Source organism: Enterobacter cloacae complex sp. 2021EL-01169 (genome assembly GCF_020733125.1).
Classification (GTDB): Bacteria; Pseudomonadota; Gammaproteobacteria; order Enterobacterales; family Enterobacteriaceae; genus Enterobacter; species Enterobacter roggenkampii.
In genome coordinates this window covers 115,149-135,540 of the sequence record NZ_JAJFTC010000011.1, presented here as the reverse complement: position 1 = coordinate 135,540, position 20,392 = coordinate 115,149, and the positions used below count along the sequence as shown (strand labels likewise).

Annotated in this window: 23 protein-coding genes; 10 read left to right on the top strand and 13 right to left on the bottom strand. The window is 51.6% G+C overall.

All coding sequences use genetic code 11. From position 1 onward, the window contains the following. Positions 1-71: hypothetical protein (locus tag LLF79_RS21035; protein WP_223349232.1), on the top strand; the 71-nt coding region annotated here is incomplete at its 5' end. Between the two features lie 160 nt (positions 72-231). Further along, entirely contained in the window at positions 232-1,047 is an 816-nt protein-coding gene (locus LLF79_RS21030) for an aminoglycoside O-phosphotransferase APH(3')-Ia (RefSeq protein WP_012695470.1), read from the top strand. A 136-nt stretch (positions 1,048-1,183) separates the two neighbouring features. On the opposite strand, the gene LLF79_RS21025 is transcribed toward LLF79_RS21030, so the two are convergent. Beyond that, positions 1,184-2,077: a LysR family transcriptional regulator gene (locus LLF79_RS21025; RefSeq protein WP_012695469.1), complete on the bottom strand. Its 894-nt coding sequence runs from the start codon at positions 2,075-2,077 to the stop codon at positions 1,184-1,186. A gap of 193 nt (positions 2,078-2,270) precedes the next feature. On the opposite strand from LLF79_RS21025, the gene LLF79_RS21020 reads away from it, so the two are divergent. The 4 genes from LLF79_RS21020 (at position 2,271) to LLF79_RS21005 (ending at position 5,829) form a co-directional block, all read left to right on the top strand. Next, complete coding sequence (locus LLF79_RS21020) at positions 2,271-3,428, top strand: iron-containing alcohol dehydrogenase (protein ID WP_021243026.1); 1,158 nt, start codon at positions 2,271-2,273, stop codon at positions 3,426-3,428. Positions 3,429-3,613: 185 nt separating this feature from the next. Further along, positions 3,614-4,582, top strand: a complete 969-nt coding sequence (locus LLF79_RS21015; RefSeq protein ID WP_022652343.1) for an IS5-like element IS903B family transposase — start codon at positions 3,614-3,616, stop codon at positions 4,580-4,582. A gap of 322 nt (positions 4,583-4,904) precedes the next feature. Then, positions 4,905-5,348 carry a PACE efflux transporter gene (locus LLF79_RS21010; protein WP_063418584.1) on the top strand — a complete coding sequence of 148 codons (444 nt, stop codon included), beginning with the start codon at positions 4,905-4,907 and terminating at the stop codon, positions 5,346-5,348. A gap of 94 nt (positions 5,349-5,442) precedes the next feature. Then, on the top strand, positions 5,443-5,829 hold the full coding sequence (locus LLF79_RS21005) for a VOC family protein (protein ID WP_045354045.1): 387 nt from the start codon (positions 5,443-5,445) through the stop codon (positions 5,827-5,829). A 17-nt stretch (positions 5,830-5,846) separates the two neighbouring features. Here the strand turns inward: LLF79_RS21005 and LLF79_RS21000 are convergent, their stop codons facing one another. Continuing rightward, positions 5,847-6,620 (bottom strand): DeoR/GlpR family DNA-binding transcription regulator, encoded by a 774-nt coding sequence (locus LLF79_RS21000; protein WP_227880349.1) that lies wholly within the window; start codon positions 6,618-6,620, stop codon positions 5,847-5,849. A gap of 86 nt (positions 6,621-6,706) precedes the next feature. Here LLF79_RS21000 and LLF79_RS20995 point away from each other — a divergent pair, with 86 nt between their 5' ends. Beyond that, positions 6,707-7,291, top strand: a complete 585-nt coding sequence (locus LLF79_RS20995; protein WP_023292410.1) for an NUDIX domain-containing protein — start codon at positions 6,707-6,709, stop codon at positions 7,289-7,291. A 286-nt stretch (positions 7,292-7,577) separates the two neighbouring features. Continuing rightward, on the top strand, positions 7,578-8,270 hold the full coding sequence (locus LLF79_RS20990; RefSeq protein ID WP_008503218.1) for a LuxR family transcriptional regulator: 693 nt from the start codon (positions 7,578-7,580) through the stop codon (positions 8,268-8,270). A gap of 14 nt (positions 8,271-8,284) precedes the next feature. Here LLF79_RS20990 and LLF79_RS20985 read toward each other — a convergent pair whose 3' ends face one another. Continuing rightward, positions 8,285-8,923: an acyl-homoserine-lactone synthase gene (locus LLF79_RS20985; RefSeq protein ID WP_039025063.1), complete on the bottom strand. Its 639-nt coding sequence runs from the start codon at positions 8,921-8,923 to the stop codon at positions 8,285-8,287. A 439-nt stretch (positions 8,924-9,362) separates the two neighbouring features. Between LLF79_RS20985 and tam the strand changes: the two genes are divergently transcribed. Further along, on the top strand, positions 9,363-10,121 hold the full coding sequence (gene tam, locus LLF79_RS20980) for a trans-aconitate 2-methyltransferase (RefSeq protein WP_008503216.1): 759 nt from the start codon (positions 9,363-9,365) through the stop codon (positions 10,119-10,121). A gap of 5 nt (positions 10,122-10,126) precedes the next feature. Here the strand turns inward: tam and LLF79_RS20975 are convergent, their stop codons facing one another. The 7 genes from LLF79_RS20975 to LLF79_RS20945 all read right to left on the bottom strand — a co-directional run bounded on the left by LLF79_RS20975 (position 10,127) and on the right by LLF79_RS20945 (position 16,201). Continuing rightward, positions 10,127-11,317, bottom strand: a complete 1,191-nt coding sequence (locus LLF79_RS20975) for a cytochrome c biogenesis protein/redoxin (protein WP_227880348.1) — start codon at positions 11,315-11,317, stop codon at positions 10,127-10,129. 137 nt (positions 11,318-11,454) lie between these two features. Further along, positions 11,455-12,756, bottom strand: a complete 1,302-nt coding sequence (locus LLF79_RS20970) for an ATP-binding protein (protein ID WP_227880347.1) — start codon at positions 12,754-12,756, stop codon at positions 11,455-11,457. Then, positions 12,753-13,493 (bottom strand): response regulator, encoded by a 741-nt coding sequence (locus LLF79_RS20965; RefSeq protein WP_063453379.1) that lies wholly within the window; start codon positions 13,491-13,493, stop codon positions 12,753-12,755. The genes LLF79_RS20970 and LLF79_RS20965 overlap by 4 nt, the downstream gene beginning before the upstream one ends. 44 nt (positions 13,494-13,537) lie before the next feature. Further along, a complete protein-coding gene (locus LLF79_RS20960; protein WP_047748920.1) occupies positions 13,538-14,533 on the bottom strand; it encodes an alpha/beta fold hydrolase in 996 nt (331 codons plus the stop codon). 145 nt (positions 14,534-14,678) lie between these two features. After that, complete coding sequence (locus tag LLF79_RS20955; RefSeq protein ID WP_227880344.1) at positions 14,679-15,119, bottom strand: GNAT family N-acetyltransferase; 441 nt, start codon at positions 15,117-15,119, stop codon at positions 14,679-14,681. Between the two features lie 12 nt (positions 15,120-15,131). Then, on the bottom strand, positions 15,132-15,602 hold the full coding sequence (locus LLF79_RS20950; RefSeq protein WP_227880342.1) for a GNAT family N-acetyltransferase: 471 nt from the start codon (positions 15,600-15,602) through the stop codon (positions 15,132-15,134). 11 nt (positions 15,603-15,613) lie between these two features. After that, on the bottom strand, positions 15,614-16,201 hold the full coding sequence (locus LLF79_RS20945; protein WP_023292418.1) for a hypothetical protein: 588 nt from the start codon (positions 16,199-16,201) through the stop codon (positions 15,614-15,616). 426 nt (positions 16,202-16,627) lie between these two features. Between LLF79_RS20945 and LLF79_RS20940 the strand changes: the two genes are divergently transcribed. After that, a complete protein-coding gene (locus tag LLF79_RS20940) occupies positions 16,628-17,176 on the top strand; it encodes a GNAT family N-acetyltransferase (protein WP_023327471.1) in 549 nt (182 codons plus the stop codon). Here LLF79_RS20940 and LLF79_RS20935 read toward each other — a convergent pair. The 3 genes from LLF79_RS20935 to LLF79_RS20925 form a co-directional block, all read right to left on the bottom strand. Further along, positions 17,164-18,078, bottom strand: coding sequence for a bestrophin family protein (locus tag LLF79_RS20935; RefSeq protein ID WP_023292420.1), 915 nt, complete (start codon positions 18,076-18,078; stop codon positions 17,164-17,166). The two genes, LLF79_RS20940 and LLF79_RS20935, sit on opposite strands and share 13 nt — an antisense overlap. A 200-nt stretch (positions 18,079-18,278) precedes the next feature. Next, the gene (locus tag LLF79_RS20930) at positions 18,279-19,730 is read right to left on the bottom strand and encodes a tagaturonate reductase (RefSeq protein WP_227880340.1); all 1,452 of its coding nucleotides are present in this window, start codon (positions 19,728-19,730) and stop codon (positions 18,279-18,281) included. A gap of 119 nt (positions 19,731-19,849) precedes the next feature. Further along, positions 19,850-20,377, bottom strand: coding sequence for a GNAT family N-acetyltransferase (locus tag LLF79_RS20925; RefSeq protein ID WP_063435471.1), 528 nt, complete (start codon positions 20,375-20,377; stop codon positions 19,850-19,852). Between the last annotated feature and the right edge of the window lie 15 nt (positions 20,378-20,392).

Genomic DNA, 20,392 nt, shown 5'->3' with positions numbered 1-20,392 from the left:
CTATGGCCCTGGTACGAGCGCTGAACAAAATGACGAAAGCAGGTATGCCTGAAAGCGTGCGTATTGCCTGAAAACACAACCCGCTACGGGGGAGACTTACCCGAAATCTGATTTATTCAACAAAGCCACGTTGTGTCTCAAAATCTCTGATGTTACATTGCACAAGATAAAAATATATCATCATGAACAATAAAACTGTCTGCTTACATAAACAGTAATACAAGGGGTGTTATGAGCCATATTCAACGGGAAACGTCTTGCTCGAGGCCGCGATTAAATTCCAACCTGGATGTTGATTTATATGGGTATAGATGGGCTCGCGATAATGTCGGGCAATCAGGTGCGACAATCTATCGATTGTATGGGAAGCCCGATGCGCCAGAGTTGTTTCTGAAACATGGCAAAGGTAGCGTTGCCAATGATGTTACAGATGAGATGGTCAGACTAAACTGGCTGACGGCATTTATGCCTCTTCCGACCATCAAGCATTTTATCCGTACTCCTGATGATGCATGGTTACTCACCACTGCGATCCCCGGGAAAACAGCATTCCAGGTATTAGAAGAATATCCTGATTCAGGTGAAAATATTGTTGATGCGCTGGCAGCGTTCCTGCGCCGGTTGCATTCGATTCCTGTTTGTAATTGTCCTTTTAACAGCGATCGCGTATTTCGTCTCGCTCAGGCGCAATCACGAATGAATAACGGTTTGGTTGATGCGAGTGATTTTGATGACGAGCGTAATGGCTGGCCTGTTGAACAAGTCTGGAAAGAAATGCATAAGCTTTTGCCATTCTCACCGGATTCAGTCGTCACTCATGGTGATTTCTCACTTGATAACCTTATTTTTGACGAGGGGAAATTAATAGGTTGTATTGATGTTGGACGAGTCGGAATCGCAGACCGATACCAGGATCTTGCCATCCTATGGAACTGCCTCGGTGAGTTTTCTCCTTCATTACAGAAACGGCTTTTTCAAAAATATGGTATTGATAATCCTGATATGAATAAATTGCAGTTTCATTTGATGCTCGATGAGTTTTTCTAATCAGAATTGGTTAATTGGTTGTAACACTGGCAGAGCATTACGCTGACTTGACGGGACGGCGCTTCCCTACCCTCATGGCCGCCTCCCAGGAATCGACCCAGGTGCTTATCGTGGACATAATCCTTTACTCATAAATTTATCTTATTCCATTATTGTACCTGTCGCGCAAAAGTTGCAGAAAAGCCATAAACGCAGGAGAATCCTGTCGGCGGTGAGGATAATAAATATGGTAGCCGTCAAAATATGGACACCACTCGGTCAGAACAGCAATCAGCTTGCCGCTTTTGATATATCCATCTGCAACATACTCGGGAATATAGGCAATCCCCAGCCCGTCTAATGCTGCATCGAGCTGATGAATCGTGCTGTTCGCAATATATTGCCCTTTGACTTTCAGACTGAATTTCTGAGCATCTTTCTCGAATTCCCAGGCGTACAATCCACTCGTATCAGAATAGCGGACGTTAATGCAGTTGTGGTTCAAAAGATCCTGCGGCTTCCTGGGCTTAGCATAACGCTTAAAATAATCTGGTGCAGCAACAACAAGCTGGCGCCAGTTCTGGCTTATTTTTGCGGCAATCATATCATTATTCAGAACATCGCCCGGACGAATCCCGGCATCAAAACGCTGATCAACAATATCTGTAAATCCATAGTCAATGCCGATTTCAATCTGAATATCTGGGTAGCGACTCAGAAAGTCCGGTAATACAGGACGGATCAAATACTGGATAACATCATCTGCCGCCGTGAGGCGTATGACGCCAGTGGGTTTTTCCCTAAGCTCACTCAACCGACTAATAGCATCATCAACCTGTTCCATTAACGGGCCAACTTCGTTAATGAGCCTTTCACCTGCTTCCGTAGTGGAGATACTGCGGGTGGTTCTGGCCAGCAGGCGGATCCCAAGCCTTTCCTCAAGAGATTTCACCGTGTGGCTGATGGCTGAGGGTGTCACACCTATTTCAGCTGCGGCTTTGGTAAAGCTTTTCAGCCTGGCCACTGTTAAAAAAACCTTTAATTCATCCACACGATTCCTCCTCCTCGGTCCCTACTGGAGACGTCAGCGTACCAGTCTGTCATTAATTATCAAATAAATTTCACAAGTAAGTGAAATTTATGTTGATTAATAAATAAAATTCAAAATGGTACTTTATATTCCACGACGTGAATATGTCCTCGTTGTAGTGACGGCTTTTAATTCTGAAAATGAGGTAATCATTATGCAAGATTTTATCTATCATAATCCGGTAAAAATTCTTTTTGGTCGCGATCAAATTTCTGCGTTAGCACAAGAAGTCCCGCAGGGTAAAAAGGTCATGATTGTCTATGGCGGGGGCAGCGTTATAAAACACGGTATATTGAAACGCGTAAAAGAGTCCCTGACAAACACCCTGGTTTATGAGTTTGGCGGTGTAGAAGCAAACCCTCATTATGAAACCCTGATGAAAGCCGTTGAGATTGTCAGAACAGAAAAAATTGATTTTCTTCTGGCCGTGGGCGGCGGTTCAGTGATCGACGGGACTAAATTTATTGCCGCCGCAGCCCTCTACGAAAATGATCCATGGGAGATCGTCAAGAGTTATGGCGGCGTGGTGAAACAAGCTCTCCCTTTTGGATGCGTGCTGACCCTGGCGGCCACGGGTTCAGAGATGAATAACACGGCGGTGATTAATCGGGTGACCACCCAGGATAAACTCTTTTTCACCTCCCCTTACGTTATGCCGAAATTTTCAGTGCTCGAACCGGAAATGACCTACACGCTGCCTGAACAACAAACCGCAAACGGGGTTGTTGATGCCTTTGTCCACGTTCTTGAGCAATACATTACTTACCCGGTTAACGCTAAGGTGCAGGATCGCCTGGCGGAAGGACTGCTGAGCACGCTGAAAGAAGAAGGCCCAGTAGCCCTTAAAAATCCACAGAACTACGACGCCAGAGCTAACATCATGTGGGCTGCGACGATGGCCCTGAATGGAATGTTGAGCGCAGGTGTCCCAACTGACTGGGCTTCTCACATGATTGGCCAGGAAATTACTGCATTATACGGAATCGACCACGCCCGTACCCTCGCTATCGTTATGCCTGCACTATGGCGCTTGTGCAAAAAGGAAAAAGCAGAAAAGCTGGCTCAGTACGGTGCGCGTGTCTGGAATATTCCTGAGTCTGATAGCGAAAAAATGGCCGATGAGGCTATCAATGCCACCGTGGAATTTTTTGAACTGATGGGCGTTAAAACCCGACTTTCTGATTATGGTCTGGGCGCGGAAGATATTTCAGCTGTTATCGGCAAGTTAAAAGAACATGGGCACATCGCATTAGGTGAACATGGAAAAATTACTGCTGAAGTGGCGGAAACAATACTGAACATGGCACTTTAATTGACTAACGATCTACTCTATTAGGCGCTAAGCCTGCGCACCTGGCAGGCTTAATTAAACATTAACGGTATTGCAAAATGCAGAAAATGAATGACACATTTCCCTATATGCCATTAATGGCTTTTGCGATGACCGGATTTATTTGCATCATGAGGCTTTGTTGAATAAATCGAACTTTTGCTGAGTTGAAGGATCAGATCACGCATCTTCCCGACAACGCAGACCGTTCCGTGGCAAAGCAAAAGTTCAAAATCACCAACTGGCCCACCTACAATAAAGCCCTCATCAACCGTGGCTCCATAACTTTCTGGCTGGATGATGAAGCTATTCAGGCCTGGTATGAGTCAGCAACACCTTCTTCACGAGGCAGACCTCAGCGCTATTCTGACCTTGCCATCACGACTGTGCTGGTCATTAAACGCGTATTCAGGCTGACCCTGCGCGCTGCGCAGGGCTTTATTGATTCCATTTTTTCTCTGATGAACGTTCCGCTACGCTGCCCGGATTACAGCTGTGTCAGCAGGCGGGCAAAGTCGGTTAACGTCAGTTTCAAAACGTTCACCCGGGGTGAAATCGCGCATCTGGTGATTGATTCCACCGGGCTGAAGGTCTTTGGTGAAGGCGAGTGGAAAGTCAAAAAGCATGGCCAGGAACGCCGTCGTATATGGCGAAAGTTGCATCTGGCAGTTGACAGCAACACACATGAAATCATCTGTGCAGACCTGTCGCTGAACAATGTGACGGACTCAGAAGCCTTCCCGGGTCTTATCCGGCAGACTCACAGAAAAATCAGGGCAGCATCGGCAGACGGCGCTTACGACACCCGGCTCTGTCACGATGAACTGCGGCGTAAGAAAATCAGCGCGCTTATCCCACCCCGAAAAGGTGCGGGTTACTGGCCCGGTGAATATGCAGACCGTAACCGTGCAGTGGCTAATCAGCGAATGACCGGGAGTAATGCGCGGTGGAAATGGACAACAGATTACAACCGTCGCTCGATAGCGGAAACGGCGATGTACCGGGTAAAACAGCTGTTCGGGGGTTCACTGACGCTGCGTGACTACGATGGTCAGGTTGCGGAGGCTATGGCCCTGGTACGAGCGCTGAACAAAATGACGAAAGCAGGTATGCCTGAAAGCGTGCGTATTGCCTGAAAACACAACCCGCTACGGGGGAGACTTACCCGAAATCTGATTTATTCAACAAAGCCAAGTCTATCAGTAAAGAGAATGAGAGATCAAAGTGGTCATTTTAATTGAGCTGGATAACGGACATTTCAATTGAGCCTTGACAAACGTAAGTGGAGGCAAAATCTGCATTTCTGCGGTCATGATTGACCTGGTCCATTGAATCATGTGAAGCCACCTTTTCAGGCATGATTTGTGTCGAGGCCCCGCACGACCCAACGTCTACGTTTACACATGGTTGAAAGACGTTTGATATACTTCAGCCTTTGCCCACTGCTGCCGTAAACTTATGGAAATTGAATTAGATAAAAGCTTTAGAGAAAGGATTTTCCACGCGGTCATTTTTGAAGTCACGGCCAACATTATCATCGCGCTGTCGCTTGCCTGGCTGATGAACGTGTCGGTACTCCAGTCTGGCTCGCTGTCCGTGATATCCGCGCTTACCGCCACGGCCTGGAATTTTGTGTTTAACAAATTCTTTGACGCTCTTCAGAAAAAATACCAGTTTGAAAGAACGTTCCTCGTCCGCGCGCTCCATGCGGCCTGTTTCGAAGCCGGACTTATCATCACGTTAATTCCTGTGGCCATGGTGATGCTGCATTTAACGATGACTGAGGCATTTTTTGTTGAGATTGGTTTGGTACTGTTTTTCCTGCCGTACACGATGCTGTTTAACTGGGTTTACGATTACCTGCGCTGGACATTTGTTGGACGGAAACGGTCTGCTATATAACGAGATATCTGTCACATAGACGCACCTGTGCTCATATTCGACTCCTGTCACCTTCTATACTCTTCATTTCTCTATCGCTTTCAAGGAGTCGATAATGTTTGATCATGTGAAATTTGGCGTCAGCGATTATGAAAAAAGTAAAACCTTCTTCCTCGAGGCGCTTCGTCCGCTTGGTGTAGAACTCATCGATGAAGGCGCGCCGGATTATGGTGTTGAGATGAGCTCTGGCGACGTTTCGCTTTGCCTTTTCCAGACAAATGACAAACCGGCGCCTCTGCATCTGGCGTTTGTGGCCAAGACCCGTCAGCAGGTAGATGATTTTTACCATGCCGCGCTGGGCGCTGGCGGACGTGATAACGGTGAGCCGGGGCTACGTTCCTATGGTGAAAATTACTATGCCGCTTTTGTCATCTCGCCTGATGGTCATAACATCGAAGCCGTATGCCATGCGCCGGAAAGTCATTTAGAAGCTAAATCCTGACAGCCAGTCGCTGGCTGTCAGAGGCTGTCACGATCTGAGGCCAGCACGACGGATACCCCCTTTTCCGATACCGCGCGGATCCACTCCTTATCTGTACCGTCTTCAACGATGATGGTATTCACTGATGATACATCGCCAATCACAAACGACGACGCGGTGTTGATCTTTTCCGGAGACGCCAGAACGACCGTTTCCGCGGCTCTGCCGGAGAATGCACGTTTGATGCATGCCTCTTCGAAATCGCCGGTTGTCAGCCCCGCATCCGGATGAATACCGGTCACGCCCATAAAGAACAGATCTGCATGAATATTCTCTATGCCTTCGATGGCCCCCGCGCCGACCGCAACAATCGAGTGTTTATACAACCGTCCGCCGATCAAAATCACCTCAATGGCAGGATGATCAACAAGCCCCAGAGCAATACTCGGGCTGTGCGTCACCACGGTGATGCGCAAGTCAGGCGGGAAAAAGGTAATTAGCTCCGAGGTTGTCGTGCCACCGTCGATAATTACCACCTGGCCTGATGAAATCAGCAGGGCCCCTTTCCGGGCCACCCTTTTTTTTGCATCCATCTTCACGGATTGCCGTTCGGCAAACGGAGCAATTGCGGAAGATGACGGTAGTGCGCCGCCGTGAACACGCTGCAAACGCCCTTCTGCCGCCAGCTCGCGGAGATCGCGCCGGATAGTGTCTTCAGAGACGTCGAAAAGAATGCTCAGCGCTTTTGACTGGACCTGACCTTCGGCACCCAGCTTTTCAAGGATCAATTGTTTTCGCTGACGAGTGAGCATCCTGTTTTCCTTATGTTGCATGTTTTACCTTGAAAGTGCATGATATTGCTGTTTATGAGTATTACTCTACGTAAGGAGGAACAATCGTGCAATCAAAACGTGCAGATGTGCGCATCATTAACAGTGAAACCCTGTCAGATAACTGGTACATCCTTAAAAAATACACCTTCGACCTGCAGCGTCGTGATGGCGAATGGCAGCGGCAACAGCGGGAAGTCTATGACCGTGGCAACGGCGCGACGATTCTTCTCTACAACCGTGAGAAAAAGACGGTCATCCTGACGCGCCAGTTCCGCTTCCCTGTTTTTATCAACGGCCATGAGGACGATTTAATTGAAGCGGCGGCGGGATTGCTGGACAACATGGATCCTGAAAGTCGCATCAAAGCAGAAGCGGAAGAAGAGACCGGATTCCACGTTACGCGCGTAGAGAAAATCTTTGAAGCCTATATGAGCCCGGGCTCTGTCACGGAAAAACTCTATTTTTATCTTGCCGAGTATCAGCCGAAAGACAGAACCGGCGCCGGCGGCGGGATCAAGGCTGAGGGAGAAGATATCGACGTGCTGGAAATGACGCTTGAAGAGGCATTACGCCGCATTGAAACCGGCAGGATTGTCGACGGTAAAACCATCATGCTGCTTTATCATATTGCCCTGAAAGGCATTCTGTAACCCACTGGTTTAAATCCTGATTTCAATTTGTATGAACCTGGGGGAAAAGCGTAAAACCTCCTAAATTTTGCAGCCTACTATATTTAGTGAACGATTTCGAAATTCGATAAAAACATCAACAATTCCCTAAGTCATCTGCATTTACCATTCAAAAATCCCAAACGTTCACGAGGCTGCCAGTTGAGGCAGCCTGTCTTATCTGTTGACTGGATTAAAATGCGACTCGCTACAGATAACGAAGCATATTATACTTGCTCCTCCACTCGTACAGGAGGCAGCAACTCACGTGAAGGATACATATTACAACGACTTAACGATCAATACGCAAATTCAGAGTGAGCTGGACGCGTTTTTTGAGGACTTCAAAGGGATCGTCTTCGCCTACGCCATTATGAACAAGAAAGATCCCTCACAGATGAGGATAATCAATAACAGTCCAGAGTGGTTTACTATCTACCTTGAAAAAAAATATCAGTTCATTGACCCTGTTATCATTCGGGCTTTGCGCTGTGTGGAAGATTTTTTCTGGGAAAGTGATGTTGTCCTGTCAGATGGTTATAACCTGACGCGTATTTTCGACGAAAGTGTCCAGTATGATATTTATCAGGGACAGACGTTTCCTCTGCATGACTATTTGAATAATCTTGTTGTCTTATCCGTCATCAGTCCTAAGCATTCTGGGATTGACATTGAAAAATATCGGCCGCATTTTCTACGTTTCCTTGTTCAGTTACACCAGAAGACACTCAATCTGTATAGTCAGCATCAGCAGAAAAAGAATGTTTTCCTGTCGCCACGTGAGCGCCAAATCCTTAAATGGGTCAGCGCCGGAAAAACGTACGCAGAAATTTCTGTTATATTGTCTATTGCTGAGCGCACCGTTAAATTCCATATGGGCAACATCATGAAAAAGCTCGGCGTGAATAATGCAAGGCACGCAATAAAACTTGGAACGGAACTCCGGTTACTGGAGGACTGAGCCTCAGCCACTGGTTATAAATGGCGTAAGTGCTCGAGCATTTCGCGAAGCCAGTGACTGGATTTGTCTTTGCTAATAATGTCTTCAATAATGCTGGTGCTGGCGGGCATATAAATATAGTAAATAACCTCGCCTTTTTCAGAAACACCACGCTGAATAACTTCAACTTTCCAGTTCGCATGGCGAAATATGGCATACATTCCACGACTGGCTACAGCATACATTCCATGATATTTGTTCTTCATGCAATAAATATTCATTGCAAGAAACAATGCTTTACTGGCGGGCACGCCATGCAGACTTGCGGAATCTCGTATTTCTTTATCTAAAAATAAACGGCTCACTTCACAACAAGGAACATCTGCGGGAAAAACAATGGGGTTATCGAAATAATTATGAAAAATTTCGCTTATCATTGTGGGCTGCGTTGCGTTAATAAATCGTGCGCCGCATAACAGCTGTCCATCATACATACCCAGTAAATATGTCGTGTTATGGGAATCAAATTGATCCTTCTCCATACCTTCGACGCATTCCACTTTCCAGTCGAGTCGGTCCCGAAACGTTTTTCTCCGGAGTCGGTAAAGTTCGCGCGCTAATGCTGAGGGTAAATCATCGTAGTCGTGTAAAAAAAATTCAATGACAGAATTCATGCTCTTGTTCCTGATAATAACACCTGAAACTATTATCACCTGTCTTTAAGGACAGCTTTCATTGTGCCGCATATTCCCTATACTTAAAAAGTACCTGACCACGAAGTTCTCGCAAAACTAAGCGGCCAGGAGGTCAAAGACCTACGAAACACCAGGGATATACCCATCGATGATTATCTAATATTTAAAGTTTCGGGTACAGAGCATAAGAAGCACTTTGCCGATAAAATATTAAAAAACAATAATCATAAAATAATTACAATAAATGTATTGCCCCTTAATCTTTTAAGGGGCAATATTGCCGTTTTTATTATTTTTTGCACCTCTCCTCATTTTCTGACTCTGCTGGCTTCTTCTGGCCAAACACCCTCGCCACTACCGCTTTGCAGGCATCTGCCTGTGCTATTCTTGCAGAAACATGCAAAACGGAGAATTGATAATGGCCGACTGGAACCCTTCTCTTTACCTGCAATTTGGCGCAGAAAGAACGCGTCCGGCCGCAGAACTGCTCGCCAGAGTTCCTCTGGATGAGGCCGCTACCATCGCGGATTTGGGCTGCGGACCGGGAAACAGCACCGCGCTGTTGAAGCATCGTTGGCCTTCTGCTCACATCACCGGGGTCGATAACTCCCCTGCCATGCTCGAGGAAGCACGCGCCGCCTTACCAGATTGCCATTTTGTAGAGGCCGATATTCGTCAGTACACGCCCGGCCAGCCGCTGAGCCTGATTTATGCCAACGCGTCGCTGCAATGGATTCCGGACCATTACGATCTCCTGCCGCATCTTGTTTCCCTGCTTAAGCTAAATGGCGTGCTGGCGGTCCAGATGCCTGATAACTGGCTGGAACCCACCCATGTGGCGATGCGTGAAGTGGCGCTGGAGCAAGACTACCCAGATCGTGGCCGCGAACCGCTGCCGGGCGTACACGCTTATTACGATATTCTGTCGGAAGCTGGCTGTGACGTGGATATCTGGCGGACAACCTATTATCACAAAATGAGCTCTCATCAGGCGATTATTGACTGGGTAAGCGCCACCGGCCTGCGCCCCTGGCTTCAGGAACTGAACGAGAGCGAGCAGAAACGGTTCCTGAAACGCTACCATGAACTGCTGGAAGAGCAGTATCCGCTCCAGGAAAACGGGCAGATACTGCTGGCTTTTCCAAGGTTGTTTATCGTGGCTCAACGCCAGCCCTGATCCGATTATGAGCGGGCTTCTTTGAGCAGCTGCTGGATAACCTTTTCCTGTTGCTCATAGTCACCTTCGCCAAAGGCGGTATAGCGCAGCTGCCCTTTGGCATCAAAATAGTAATGTGCTGGCCAGTACTGATTGCCGAACGCATTCCAGATTTGATAGTTGTTATCCGTCACCACCCGATACGGCAGTTGCCATTTATTCACCGCATTTTTAACCGACGACAGCGGTTTCTCCCAGGGATATTCCGGGGTGTGAACGCCAATCACCACCAGACCTTGCGGCTGGTACTTTGTGGCCCACTCCCGCACATGGGGGAGCGTATGCTGGCAATTAATGCAGTCCCACGTCCAGAAATCAATCAGTACAACCTTTCCCCGTAACGATTCAGACGTGACAGGGTCACCGTTTATCCACCCTGTTCCACCGCTTAGCGAAGGCAGCTGGCTGCTGGGCTCTGTCATGACTACCGGCTGGAGCTTCACCGGCGCGGTGGCAGGTTTCGCCAGATTCAAGAGCGCCGTCTCAAGACGGTCCGCGACGCCGTTTGCCCCTTTCAGTAGCGAAGTCATCCCCGTCGCGTTCAGGATGACTGCGGCTAACATCGCCACCCCCGCACCCTGACGCAGCTTCGCCATTAGCGCCGATTTTGCTCTCAGTGGTGCCATCAGCGAGCGTCCGCCAAACGCGAGTAGACCCAGCATCAGCGCGCATCCGCTGCCATAGGCGGCAAGCAGTGCGCCTGTGGCGATGGCCGAATGCCCCGCAATATTAATGCTGAAAATCGCGCCCAGAATAGGCCCGGCGCAGGGAGACCAGAGCAGCCCAACCGCTAGCCCGGCCAGAAAAGCCGATGCCATTCCGCGCGTTTGCCCGCTGCGGCTGTTGAGAACATTTCCCGCGCTGACGGCCGGTCCCGCAATACGCTGCGCGAAAGACGGGAAAATCAAGGCCAGCGCGGCGGTGGCCAGAATGACGAGCGCGATCCAGCGCCCGACAATGGTTGCCTCTGTTATCCACTCGCTGGCGACGGTGACGACCATTGCCACCAGGGTGAACATCACGATCATCCCCGCAAGCAGGGCCAGAATATGCCGACGCCGCCCCTGGAAACCGGCGAACAGGAGTGGAATAACCGGGAGCGTACATGGGCTGAGCAGGCTTATCATCCCGCCCAGAAAAGCGATTACCAGAAACATAGTGACCTCACATGACATGTCCTGCGACACTGCAGTGAGGCTATTTCATCGTGCGGATGTGTTCAGGGTATGTGTAAACGCGTGGGTTTTGTCTGGCTCTGTATCGCCCAGGCCGGGAGATACAAAGCCGTACAATTCTACGAACGACGCGGTAGCGTAATGGCGACATCCAGTCCGCACCCGGCGCGGTTCGCCAGCCTGAGTTTTCCTTCCAGCTGTGCGGTCAGCTGCGCGGCAATCGCCAGGCCGAGTCCTGTCCCGCCGGTATCGCGGTTACGCGAGGTTTCAACCCGATAAAACGGCTGCAGAACCGCCTCCAGCTCGGCTTCGGGTATTCCCGGTCCGTCGTCAATAATGTGAATAATGACCTCGCTGTCCGACGAAACGTCTATCGCAATCGCAGCACGCTCGCCGAATTTGAGGGCGTTATCCAGCAGGTTGGTCATCACCCGGCGAAGCGCCTGCGGCCGCGTGACGATGGGCAAGCGGGTTTCGCTTGCCTGAAAGTGCACGTTTTTACCGATGTCCTGATAATCGCAGGCGATGCTGTTGATCCAGGCGTTCAGCTCCAGCTTCAGTGACGTCTCCTCCAGTGATTCCGATGACCGGGCATACGCAATGCCCTCCCGCACCAGACGAGACATATTATCAAGGTCGTTCAGGAGCTTGTCGCGAAGTTCAGGCTCTCCGGCCATTTCGACGCGCAGCTTCATGCGGGTAATGGGCGTCTGGAGATCGTGAGAAATCGAGGCCAGGATCTGCGCGCGTTCCCGGAGATAAGACTGTATGCGCGCCTGCATGGCGTTGAAGGCATGCGCTGCCCGCTGCACCTCAAGCGGCCCTTTTTCCTTCATAGGCGTGCTGGCCGCCGGATCCAGCGCATCCACCGCGCGGGTAAAGTGTGAAAAAGGCCGAACCACCTGCCGCACGGCGATCCAGGCGCAGACGGCCAGCACGAGCAGCTGCAGGATGAGGACGACCGGGAGCCAGCTGGCGACGGGCGGCATGCGCGGGATCAGGTCAATGGTCAGCGGCGCGCCATCGCGTAACGTAAGGTGGGCCTGAATATGTGAAATGGCGCCAGGAACGGCGGTAAAGCTAAGCGGGTAATGCGCGGCCAGCGTCGCTTTTAAGGTTCTGATGGCGTCCTGCGAACGTTTATCCGTCGGCGCTGCGCCGGGTTCCCCTGTGCCCAGGATATAACGATAGTTACCTCGTTCAAGCCGCGGCAGCCAGGCGGCGCGTTCGCTGGCCGGTAAGCGGTCTAAAATGGCGACGCTGGTTGCGACATCGTTTTCCAGATTACCGAGCATCACCGTGCGGGCGCTGTGCATGCGTTCAACCATGACCAGCGTCAGGCTCAGGGCGTTAGCCAGCAGCAGACCGGCCAGCACGACGAGCAGCAAACGGGCCAGCAGCGAGCGCGGCCAGATCGTCATTCGTTAACCTCTTTGATGGTCACCGGCATCGTAAAGACGTAGCCTTCGCTGCGCACGGTTTTGATATAGGCGGGCGTGCGGGCATCTTCATTGAGACGCTGGCGAACCCGGCTAACCAGCAGGTCGATTGAGCGTTCAAACAGCTCGGCGTCTCGCCCCTGCGTCAGGTTGAGCAATTGGTCTCGGGTCAGCACGCGCTGCGGATGGTCAAGGAAAACGCGCAGCAGACGATACTCCGCTCCGCTGAGCGCGACGATCACCCCTTCCGGGTCGATTAAGTGGCGAGCGACGGTATCGAGCTGCCATTCACCGAACATCACCAGCCGCCCTGCTTCCGTTACCTGTAAATTGGGCGGCATTGTGCGAAAACGCCGTAAAATCGCTTTAATGCGCGCCAGCAGTTCACGCGCGACAAACGGCTTCACGACGTAATCATCCGCCCCCATCTCCAGCCCCAGGATCCTGTCCGTCTCCTCGTTGCGCGCGGTCAGCATCAGAATGGGCAAATCTTTATACTTCCCGACGCGCAGCTCTCGACACAGCGTAAGGCCGTCGTCACCGGGCATCATGATATCCAGCACTACCAGGTCGATATGCTGTTTATCCAGCACGGCACGCATCTCTTTGCCGTTCGCCGCGCCGGAGGCGCGATAACCGGACTTAATGAGATAATCGACAATCAGTTCACGAATATCCCTGTCGTCATCGACGACAAGGATGTGGTCAATATGTTCCACCGAACTCTCCAGACCGAAGGGTAACGTACTGAAAATAGCACATTTCACAGCTTGTCCGCGTCGATAACCGCCTTAACGAAATCCTGCGGATCTTCCTGAGGCGGATTGTGCCCCACGGTTGCGCCGAAGGTGCGGTGCTCATATTTGCCGGTAAATTTAGCTGCATAGGCCTGCGGTGCCGGATGCGGCGCGCCGTTGTTGCCGCCCTCGATGGTGATCGTTGGTACGGTGATATTCGGCAGCGTGGCCAGTTTTTGCTCGTAGCGGTCGTATTTGCGCTCGCCTTTTTCCAGCCCTAAACGCCAGCGATAGTTACTGAGCGTCACCGCGACGTGGTCCGGGTTATCGAGGGATTTGGCGCTGGCGTTAAAGACCGCGTCGCTGAATTTCCAGTCAGGCGAGGCCTGCGACCAGATTAAGCGCGCAAAGTCATGCGTGTTTTTGGCATAGCCTTCCGCACCGCGCTCTGTCGCAAAATAGAATTGATACCACCACTGCTGCTCTGCTTTTGGCGGCAGCGGCTGTTTGCCAATCTGCTGGCTGCTAATGAGATACCCGCTCACCGACACCAGTGATTTTACGCGCTCTGGCCACAGCGCCGCGACGATATCCGCCGTCCGGGCGCCCCAGTCATAGCCTGCAAATACCGCCTGCCTGATATTCAGGGCATCCATCAGATTAACGATATCTTTCGCCATCGACGAGGGCTGGCCGTTGCGCGGTGTGTTTGCTGACAGGAAGCGCGTGGTACCGTAGCCGCGCAGAGACGGCACAATGACCCGGTAACCTTTTGCCGCCAGAGCCGGTGCAACCTCGGCGTAGCTGTGAATATCGTAGGGCCAGCCGTGCAATAAAATAACCGGCTGACCGTCTTTCGGGCCAATGTCGACATAACCGACGTTCAGATCGCCAGCGTTAATTTGCTGGGGATGATCAAAGGCGGCCGCGAAATTCGTGCCGGTGGCTTCCGCCTGACAGGACATCACGGTGCCAAGCGAAACGGTCAGTGCGAGGGTTGAGTAAGCAAGTTTGCTGAACATGTTGGTATCTCCGGTTGAGTACAATTCACGGGGATATCACAACACCTCAATGTATAGCGGATATGTGCGAAAGCGGGTTTATTGCAAGCCTGTGTATGTATCCGGGACGCTGATACAGTGTGATACAAACACAGGCCTTGAAGTCTTAGAGGGAGAGACGGTAGCGGACGTAGTCGTCAGCTTCACCATATTTGTCATAAAGTTTACGCGCCGGATTGTTCTCCCGGGTGACCCAGTACAGTTTCGACCACCCTTCGCGCTTGCCTTCCTCAATCAGAGCGTCAGTGAGCGCCTTACCGGCCCCCGCCCCGCGTTCGGCAGCATCAACAAACAGATCTTCCAGGTAGCAGATGGGCGCGGTTGACCAGGTGCCTTCGTGCAGAACACACATTGCGAAACCGATGATCTTTTCGTCCTTCTCCACGACCCGGCAGAACATCGACGAATGCGCTGAGAGCGCCCTTTCCCACGTCGCTGCGGTGACGGATTCCTCGAGGTAGCAATCATAAAAATGGGTGTAACCATCCCACAGCGGTCGCCATTGGGAATAATCCTCTGCGCGTAAAGGTCTTACCGTAACTGCCATGTTTTCCTCACATTACAGGTCAATTGCCATTTCAAAACAGCGTAAATCAGCCCCCGCCATACGCGAATGATGATTATGTTCTCTCAGCGTAACAAACCCAAGCTTCTGATAAAACGACTGGGCGTTAGGCGTCGCATCGAGGGTCAGGCGGGTTATCCCCCGGCTACGGGCCTCATATTTGAGTGCCTCAATAATCCGGGTCGCCATGCCTTTACCGAAGGCTGCAGGCAAGGTGAAAATCGCCTCCAGGCAATGAGTATCCAGATCGAGATAGCCGCTTGCCGCAACATCACCCTTTTCATCTTCAACCACGTAAAAAGGGTATTCAATGACCATCTGCCGATAGCGTTCGGGCATCAGATCGGGCGTCCAGCGCGCAATGACCTCTGCGTCGTAGCTGGTTTTACAGCCGTGACGAATCGCCTGATTGCGTATATTCCAGAGTGTTTCGGCTTCCTGTGGCGTGGCTTTTCGTAATGTCATAACCTCCCCCTTTAACGGCTTTTTAGCCGCATTTCCCGTGCCAATCTGGCAAGACGCTGAGTACGACAATAGAGCGTAAACAGAACAAAGCCGCTGCCGTTCATCACCACCCGACAAAGTAACAGCGCGAAAGATGCAATGACGTGTGGCCAGAGGCTTCCATCATGAGAAAGCATGACATGTAGAACCTGAACGAGGGTCGTTATCAGCAGGATGATGAACAACGCCATAAAGCCCGACAATCCCGACGTCTTTCCACGAGCCAGTAGTACGCTTGTCACAATGAGCGCGCCTGTCATCGTCAATGATGGTAAGAAAAAGCTCAATGCATGATGTAAAGGTGACAAACCCTGCAACGTGCTGAGAAAAGGCAAAAGGTTTAGCGCAAACGCCACTAAAAACAGAGGTAACAGCATAGCTACCGGGTAAGGATTTTGACGCGGAAGCTCGCTGAGGGGTCGCGAAAAATACCGTTCCAGCTCGGGAGTGGAATTATCCAGAAGGCGGGTATCACGACGAGCAATAGCCTCCTCTATATCTTTACCATGTTGCAGGAGATCCTGGAAAACCCGTCCGGTTAACAAACTCAAAAACTTCATCAGAATACCGCCAGTGACTGAATGGTACCGATAATGTATTTACCGGTCCGTGGTAAGTTACTGGGCGCTGCAATAACGCCGCTCACCGCACTTCCTGCCAATGCTGCGGCACTTGTTACCACTTGCCCAAGTTGTCGAGTGAGTTCTACCCCAGTGCTTTGAAATCGAAATCTGCAGCCCCTAAACCTGCCATTCGCGCATAATCATAACCGGGGAGATTGGTCTCAGGATTCATTCCAGGCAAAACCATACATTATTCCTTATGTGGGTAGGTAAGTTAGCCCAACTAATCTGATGGTAGTCGAACGCTCAGCAGAGCAAAATTTTGGTAGTAAATACGTTACAACGCAACTAAACAGAACGTCATATAGATGAAAATACCAGAACGCAAACAAAAGCATAACGCCTAAAAAGGGAGATCCGCGCATGACGATACCGACGCTCACGACAGAACGTTTACTGCTGAAACCGCTGGTTGCCGAAGATGCCGCCCAGATACAAACGCTTTATCCGCGCTGGGAGATCGTCCGTTATATGGTCTCTTCCGTCCCCTGGCCCTACCCGGATAACGGCGCGGAAAACTATGTCAACAACGTGGCGCTGCCGGATATGGCAAAAGGGATTGCCTGGTTCTGGAGCATCCGGCGACGTGAGGTGCCGGATGAATTGATGGGCATTATTTGCCTGTACGACGTCGAGGATAACAACCGCGGGTTCTGGCTCGCGCCGGAGTTTCAGGGTTTCGGATATATGCGCGAAGCCAGTATTGCGGCGACGGATTACTGGTTCAACACACTAAACAAATCCGTTTTGCGGGCCCCGAAGGCCGCCGCCAACAGCCGCTCCCGTCGTATTTCGGACAGTAGCGGCATGCGGCTTATCAGAACGGAGAAGAAAGCCTACGTCAGCGGGATGCTGGACTCCGAGCTGTGGGAGATTACCCGCGACGAGTGGAACGCCCGTCAGGTCAGCTGATAGTGCTTATCCGGCATCAGCCTGTCCGGAATGTTCTCTTCATCGTTCATCTGCAGCAGATCGCGTTCCATCATGTTGCAGATGGCGTCCAGCGGCAGGTCGTTATCTTCTGTGCCAAACGGGTCTTCCAGCTCTTCCGCCAGGGTGTCCAGCGAAATAAAGGTATAAGAAATCAGCGCAGAGACAAAGGGCGTCATGTAGTGCAGGTCCACAACCAGCGCGAACGGCAGCATGATGCAGAACAGATATACCGTGCGGTGCAAAATCAGCGTGTAGGCAAACGGCACCGGCGTGGTCGCAATGCGCTCGCAGCCGGAAAGGACGATAGACATGTCGTTCAGACGGTTGTTCAGGCTATGGAACAGAATGTCTGAGAGTTGCCCGTTTCGCCGCCGCACGGCCAGCCACTCCCCCATGATCAGCAAAATACGGTTCGCCGGTGAGTTGGCGTCCATGACTTTACGTAAATCCTCCGCAGCAAGATAACGAGAGAGCTGCTCAGCGTTCAGTTCCCGGCGCAGGGTCATGCGCAGACAGTTGGCGAAAGCAATCTGCAGGCGGACAAATTCGCCGAGGTGCTTATCGTCGGGTAAGGTGTTTTTTACCTCGCGAAACAGCGAGCGTGCCGCTATCATCAACTGCCCCCAGAGCAGCCTCGCCTCAACGTAGCGTGAATAACAGGCGTTGTTTCTGAAACCCAGAAAGATAGCGATCGCCACGCCGAGAATGCTGAATGGTGCCACGGTAAATTTGATACCGAGCGAGGTATACCACGGTAACATCAGGATAACGGCGATAGAGAGCAGGAAGTTGAGCAGCAATCGGGTATAGATCTTGGGAAGTACCGAACCGTGCCAGACAAAAATCAGTTGTAGCCAGTGCTGTTTAGGACGAACGATCATAGTGAGTTTCAGGCAAGAAAAGAGCGAGGCTATTAAACGTGATCCCCGTCACCGTTGCAAGCTTGTTAACGGGACATTGCATTTTCTCCCCTGATTAGCGAAATTCGCACGGTGCTGCATGTGCTTTTTAAAAACAAAGCACATAGTATGTTGTAACTAAATGGGGCCTATTCAAACCCGGCCGAAGCCGGGTGAATGCATTAGCAAAGCGGTTTAACCGCGGCGCGCATGCCCTTAAGCAGAATGGCATCCAGATCCAGCGTGACCTGGTCGACAAGACCGCTTACCTGCGTCAAGTCCTGCTCCCAGTGTTCGCGTGCGCTGAGCACCGACTGCACCAGTTCACGAGTGCTAAGCTGCCGGTCGCGGTGCTGCGCCCACAGCTGCTGATAACGTTCCAGCCAGCGTGCATCATCCTGCACCGGATAGCTCTCCCCGTTACGCTCCGCGCGATAAAACGCGATCAATGCGGCCAGAGCAAACGTCAGGCGAGCCGGTAATTGCCCCGTCGCCTTCTGCCCTGCCAGCAGCTGCGGCAGGATGCGGGTACGGTATTTGGTCATACCGTTAAGCGCGATGGAGAGCAGCTGGTGTCTGATGTAGGGATTACGAAAACGTCCTGTCACCGCACTGGCGAACGATTCCAGCTCGTTACGCGGCAAATCGAGGACCGGAATGATCTCCTGATAAATCGCTTTTTCGACGAACGCGCAGATCTCCGCATCATTCATCGCCTCGCCTACCGTATCCAGCCCGGCCTGGAAGGCGACCGGCACCAGCGCCGTGTGCGCGCCGTTCAGAATGGCGACCTTGCGTTCTTTGTAGGGCCTGATGTCATCGACAATCAGCACGTTTAACGGGTACTTATCCAGACGAAGTTCGTGCGCAAGAGATGCCGGTCCCTGAATCACAAACAGATAAAAATGTTCGGCCGTGTCGAGGAACCCATCGTGATAACCCAGTTCAGCCTCCAGTGCGGCCGCTTCATCGCGGGGATAGCCTGTCACGATACGGTCAACCAGCGTCGAGCAGAAGCTGTTGGCGTCGTTGAGCCACTGCATAAAGGCGGCAGGCAGCGCCCACTCCTGCGCATAGCGTAAGACGAGTTCACGCAGTGCGTCACCGTTGTAGTCAATCAGCTCGCAGGGAATGATGATCCAGCCCTTGTCAGCCGCACCGTTGAAGTGGCTAAAGCGCTCAAACAGCAGACGCGTCAGCTTCGCCGGATAGCTCACCGCAGGGGCATCGTCGACGCTGTCACCCGCGTGGTAGCTGATACCCGCTTCGGTGGTGTTCGAGAAGACAAACCGCATATCGGGATTGTGAGCCAGTTTCAGAAATGCGCCATAGTCGTCATAGACGCTGATTTCCCGGTTAACGGAGCGGATCAGCCGGGCCTCGCTCACCGCCTCGCCCTGCTCATTCAGGCCACGAACGATCGTGGTGTACAACCCATCCTGGGTGCTTAACGACGGCGGGAAGTCGCTCTGAATCGGGCGAACGATTACCACGCCAGCGTCAAGATCGGTATGTTCGTTTAACAGGTCAATTTGCCAGTCGACAAACGCACGCAGGAAATTGCCTTCACCAAACTGAATGATGCGTTCTGGATAGTGCGCACCGGGAAAATCACGACGGTTGAGCGTGTTCACAAGGGGGGTTCCTTTTATGATTAGTCATACAGCCTGATAAGATTGGTACGATAACTTATCAAAACTTAACGACCAGAAACCCTGTTTTGATCAATCCGCGGTGCGGTTGTGCAAAATAATTATAAGAACTTATAAAACACAGAGGTGGCGGTAATGGCGCCGTCAGGCATCAGCGCGTAGCGCGGGATCTCACCAACCTTTTGCCAGCCGGCACGCAGGTAGAAAGTTTCGGCCCCGCTGCCGGTGGAGGTATCGAGCACCAGCACAGAAATGTCTCTGGCCCGGGCCTCAGCCTCCAGCGCTTCCATCAGCGCCATTGCGGCCCCTTTTCGACGCGCTTTTTCATGCACCAGCAGCTTCGCCACATCCGCCCGGTGCGGCTGGTTTTCCGGCTGGTCTGCGATCAGCTGCACCGTTCCAATGACCCCGTCCTGCGCATCGACGCAGGCAAGCACCAGCCGCTCGCCTCGCGCGACGCTTTCGGCAATACCGCGCCAGAAAGTACGGGCCTTGTCGAGGCTAAAAGGGAGCATAAAGCTGACGGATGCCCCGCCGTTTACGCAGTTTTCGAGGATCCCGGCCAGCGCATCAAGATGGATGAGGATCTCTTCCCGGGTGAGGGTTTTGATTTGCAGTGAGGTATTCATTGTTTTTCCTTACGT

What these genes read in the sequence shown, in the direction of transcription:
- LLF79_RS21030 (WP_012695470.1), top strand. Translation starts at nt 232, where the DNA reads ATGAGCCATATTCAACGGGAAACGTCTTGCTCGAGGCCGCGATTAAAT.
- LLF79_RS21020 (WP_021243026.1), top strand. Translation starts at nt 2,271, where the DNA reads ATGCAAGATTTTATCTATCATAATCCGGTAAAAATTCTTTTTGGTCGC.
- LLF79_RS21010 (WP_063418584.1), top strand. Translation starts at nt 4,905, where the DNA reads ATGGAAATTGAATTAGATAAAAGCTTTAGAGAAAGGATTTTCCACGCG.
- LLF79_RS21005 (WP_045354045.1), top strand. Translation starts at nt 5,443, where the DNA reads ATGTTTGATCATGTGAAATTTGGCGTCAGCGATTATGAAAAAAGTAAA.
- LLF79_RS21000 (WP_227880349.1), bottom strand. Translation starts at nt 6,620, where the DNA reads ATGCTCACTCGTCAGCGAAAACAATTGATCCTTGAAAAGCTGGGTGCC.
- LLF79_RS20985 (WP_039025063.1), bottom strand. Translation starts at nt 8,923, where the DNA reads ATGAATTCTGTCATTGAATTTTTTTTACACGACTACGATGATTTACCC.
- tam (WP_008503216.1), top strand. Translation starts at nt 9,363, where the DNA reads ATGGCCGACTGGAACCCTTCTCTTTACCTGCAATTTGGCGCAGAAAGA.
- LLF79_RS20975 (WP_227880348.1), bottom strand. Translation starts at nt 11,317, where the DNA reads ATGTTTCTGGTAATCGCTTTTCTGGGCGGGATGATAAGCCTGCTCAGC.
- LLF79_RS20970 (WP_227880347.1), bottom strand. Translation starts at nt 12,756, where the DNA reads ATGACGATCTGGCCGCGCTCGCTGCTGGCCCGTTTGCTGCTCGTCGTG.
- LLF79_RS20960 (WP_047748920.1), bottom strand. Translation starts at nt 14,533, where the DNA reads ATGTTCAGCAAACTTGCTTACTCAACCCTCGCACTGACCGTTTCGCTT.
- LLF79_RS20955 (WP_227880344.1), bottom strand. Translation starts at nt 15,119, where the DNA reads ATGGCAGTTACGGTAAGACCTTTACGCGCAGAGGATTATTCCCAATGG.
- LLF79_RS20950 (WP_227880342.1), bottom strand. Translation starts at nt 15,602, where the DNA reads ATGACATTACGAAAAGCCACGCCACAGGAAGCCGAAACACTCTGGAAT.
- LLF79_RS20945 (WP_023292418.1), bottom strand. Translation starts at nt 16,201, where the DNA reads ATGAAGTTTTTGAGTTTGTTAACCGGACGGGTTTTCCAGGATCTCCTG.
- LLF79_RS20940 (WP_023327471.1), top strand. Translation starts at nt 16,628, where the DNA reads ATGACGATACCGACGCTCACGACAGAACGTTTACTGCTGAAACCGCTG.
- LLF79_RS20935 (WP_023292420.1), bottom strand. Translation starts at nt 18,078, where the DNA reads ATGATCGTTCGTCCTAAACAGCACTGGCTACAACTGATTTTTGTCTGG.
- LLF79_RS20925 (WP_063435471.1), bottom strand. Translation starts at nt 20,377, where the DNA reads ATGAATACCTCACTGCAAATCAAAACCCTCACCCGGGAAGAGATCCTC.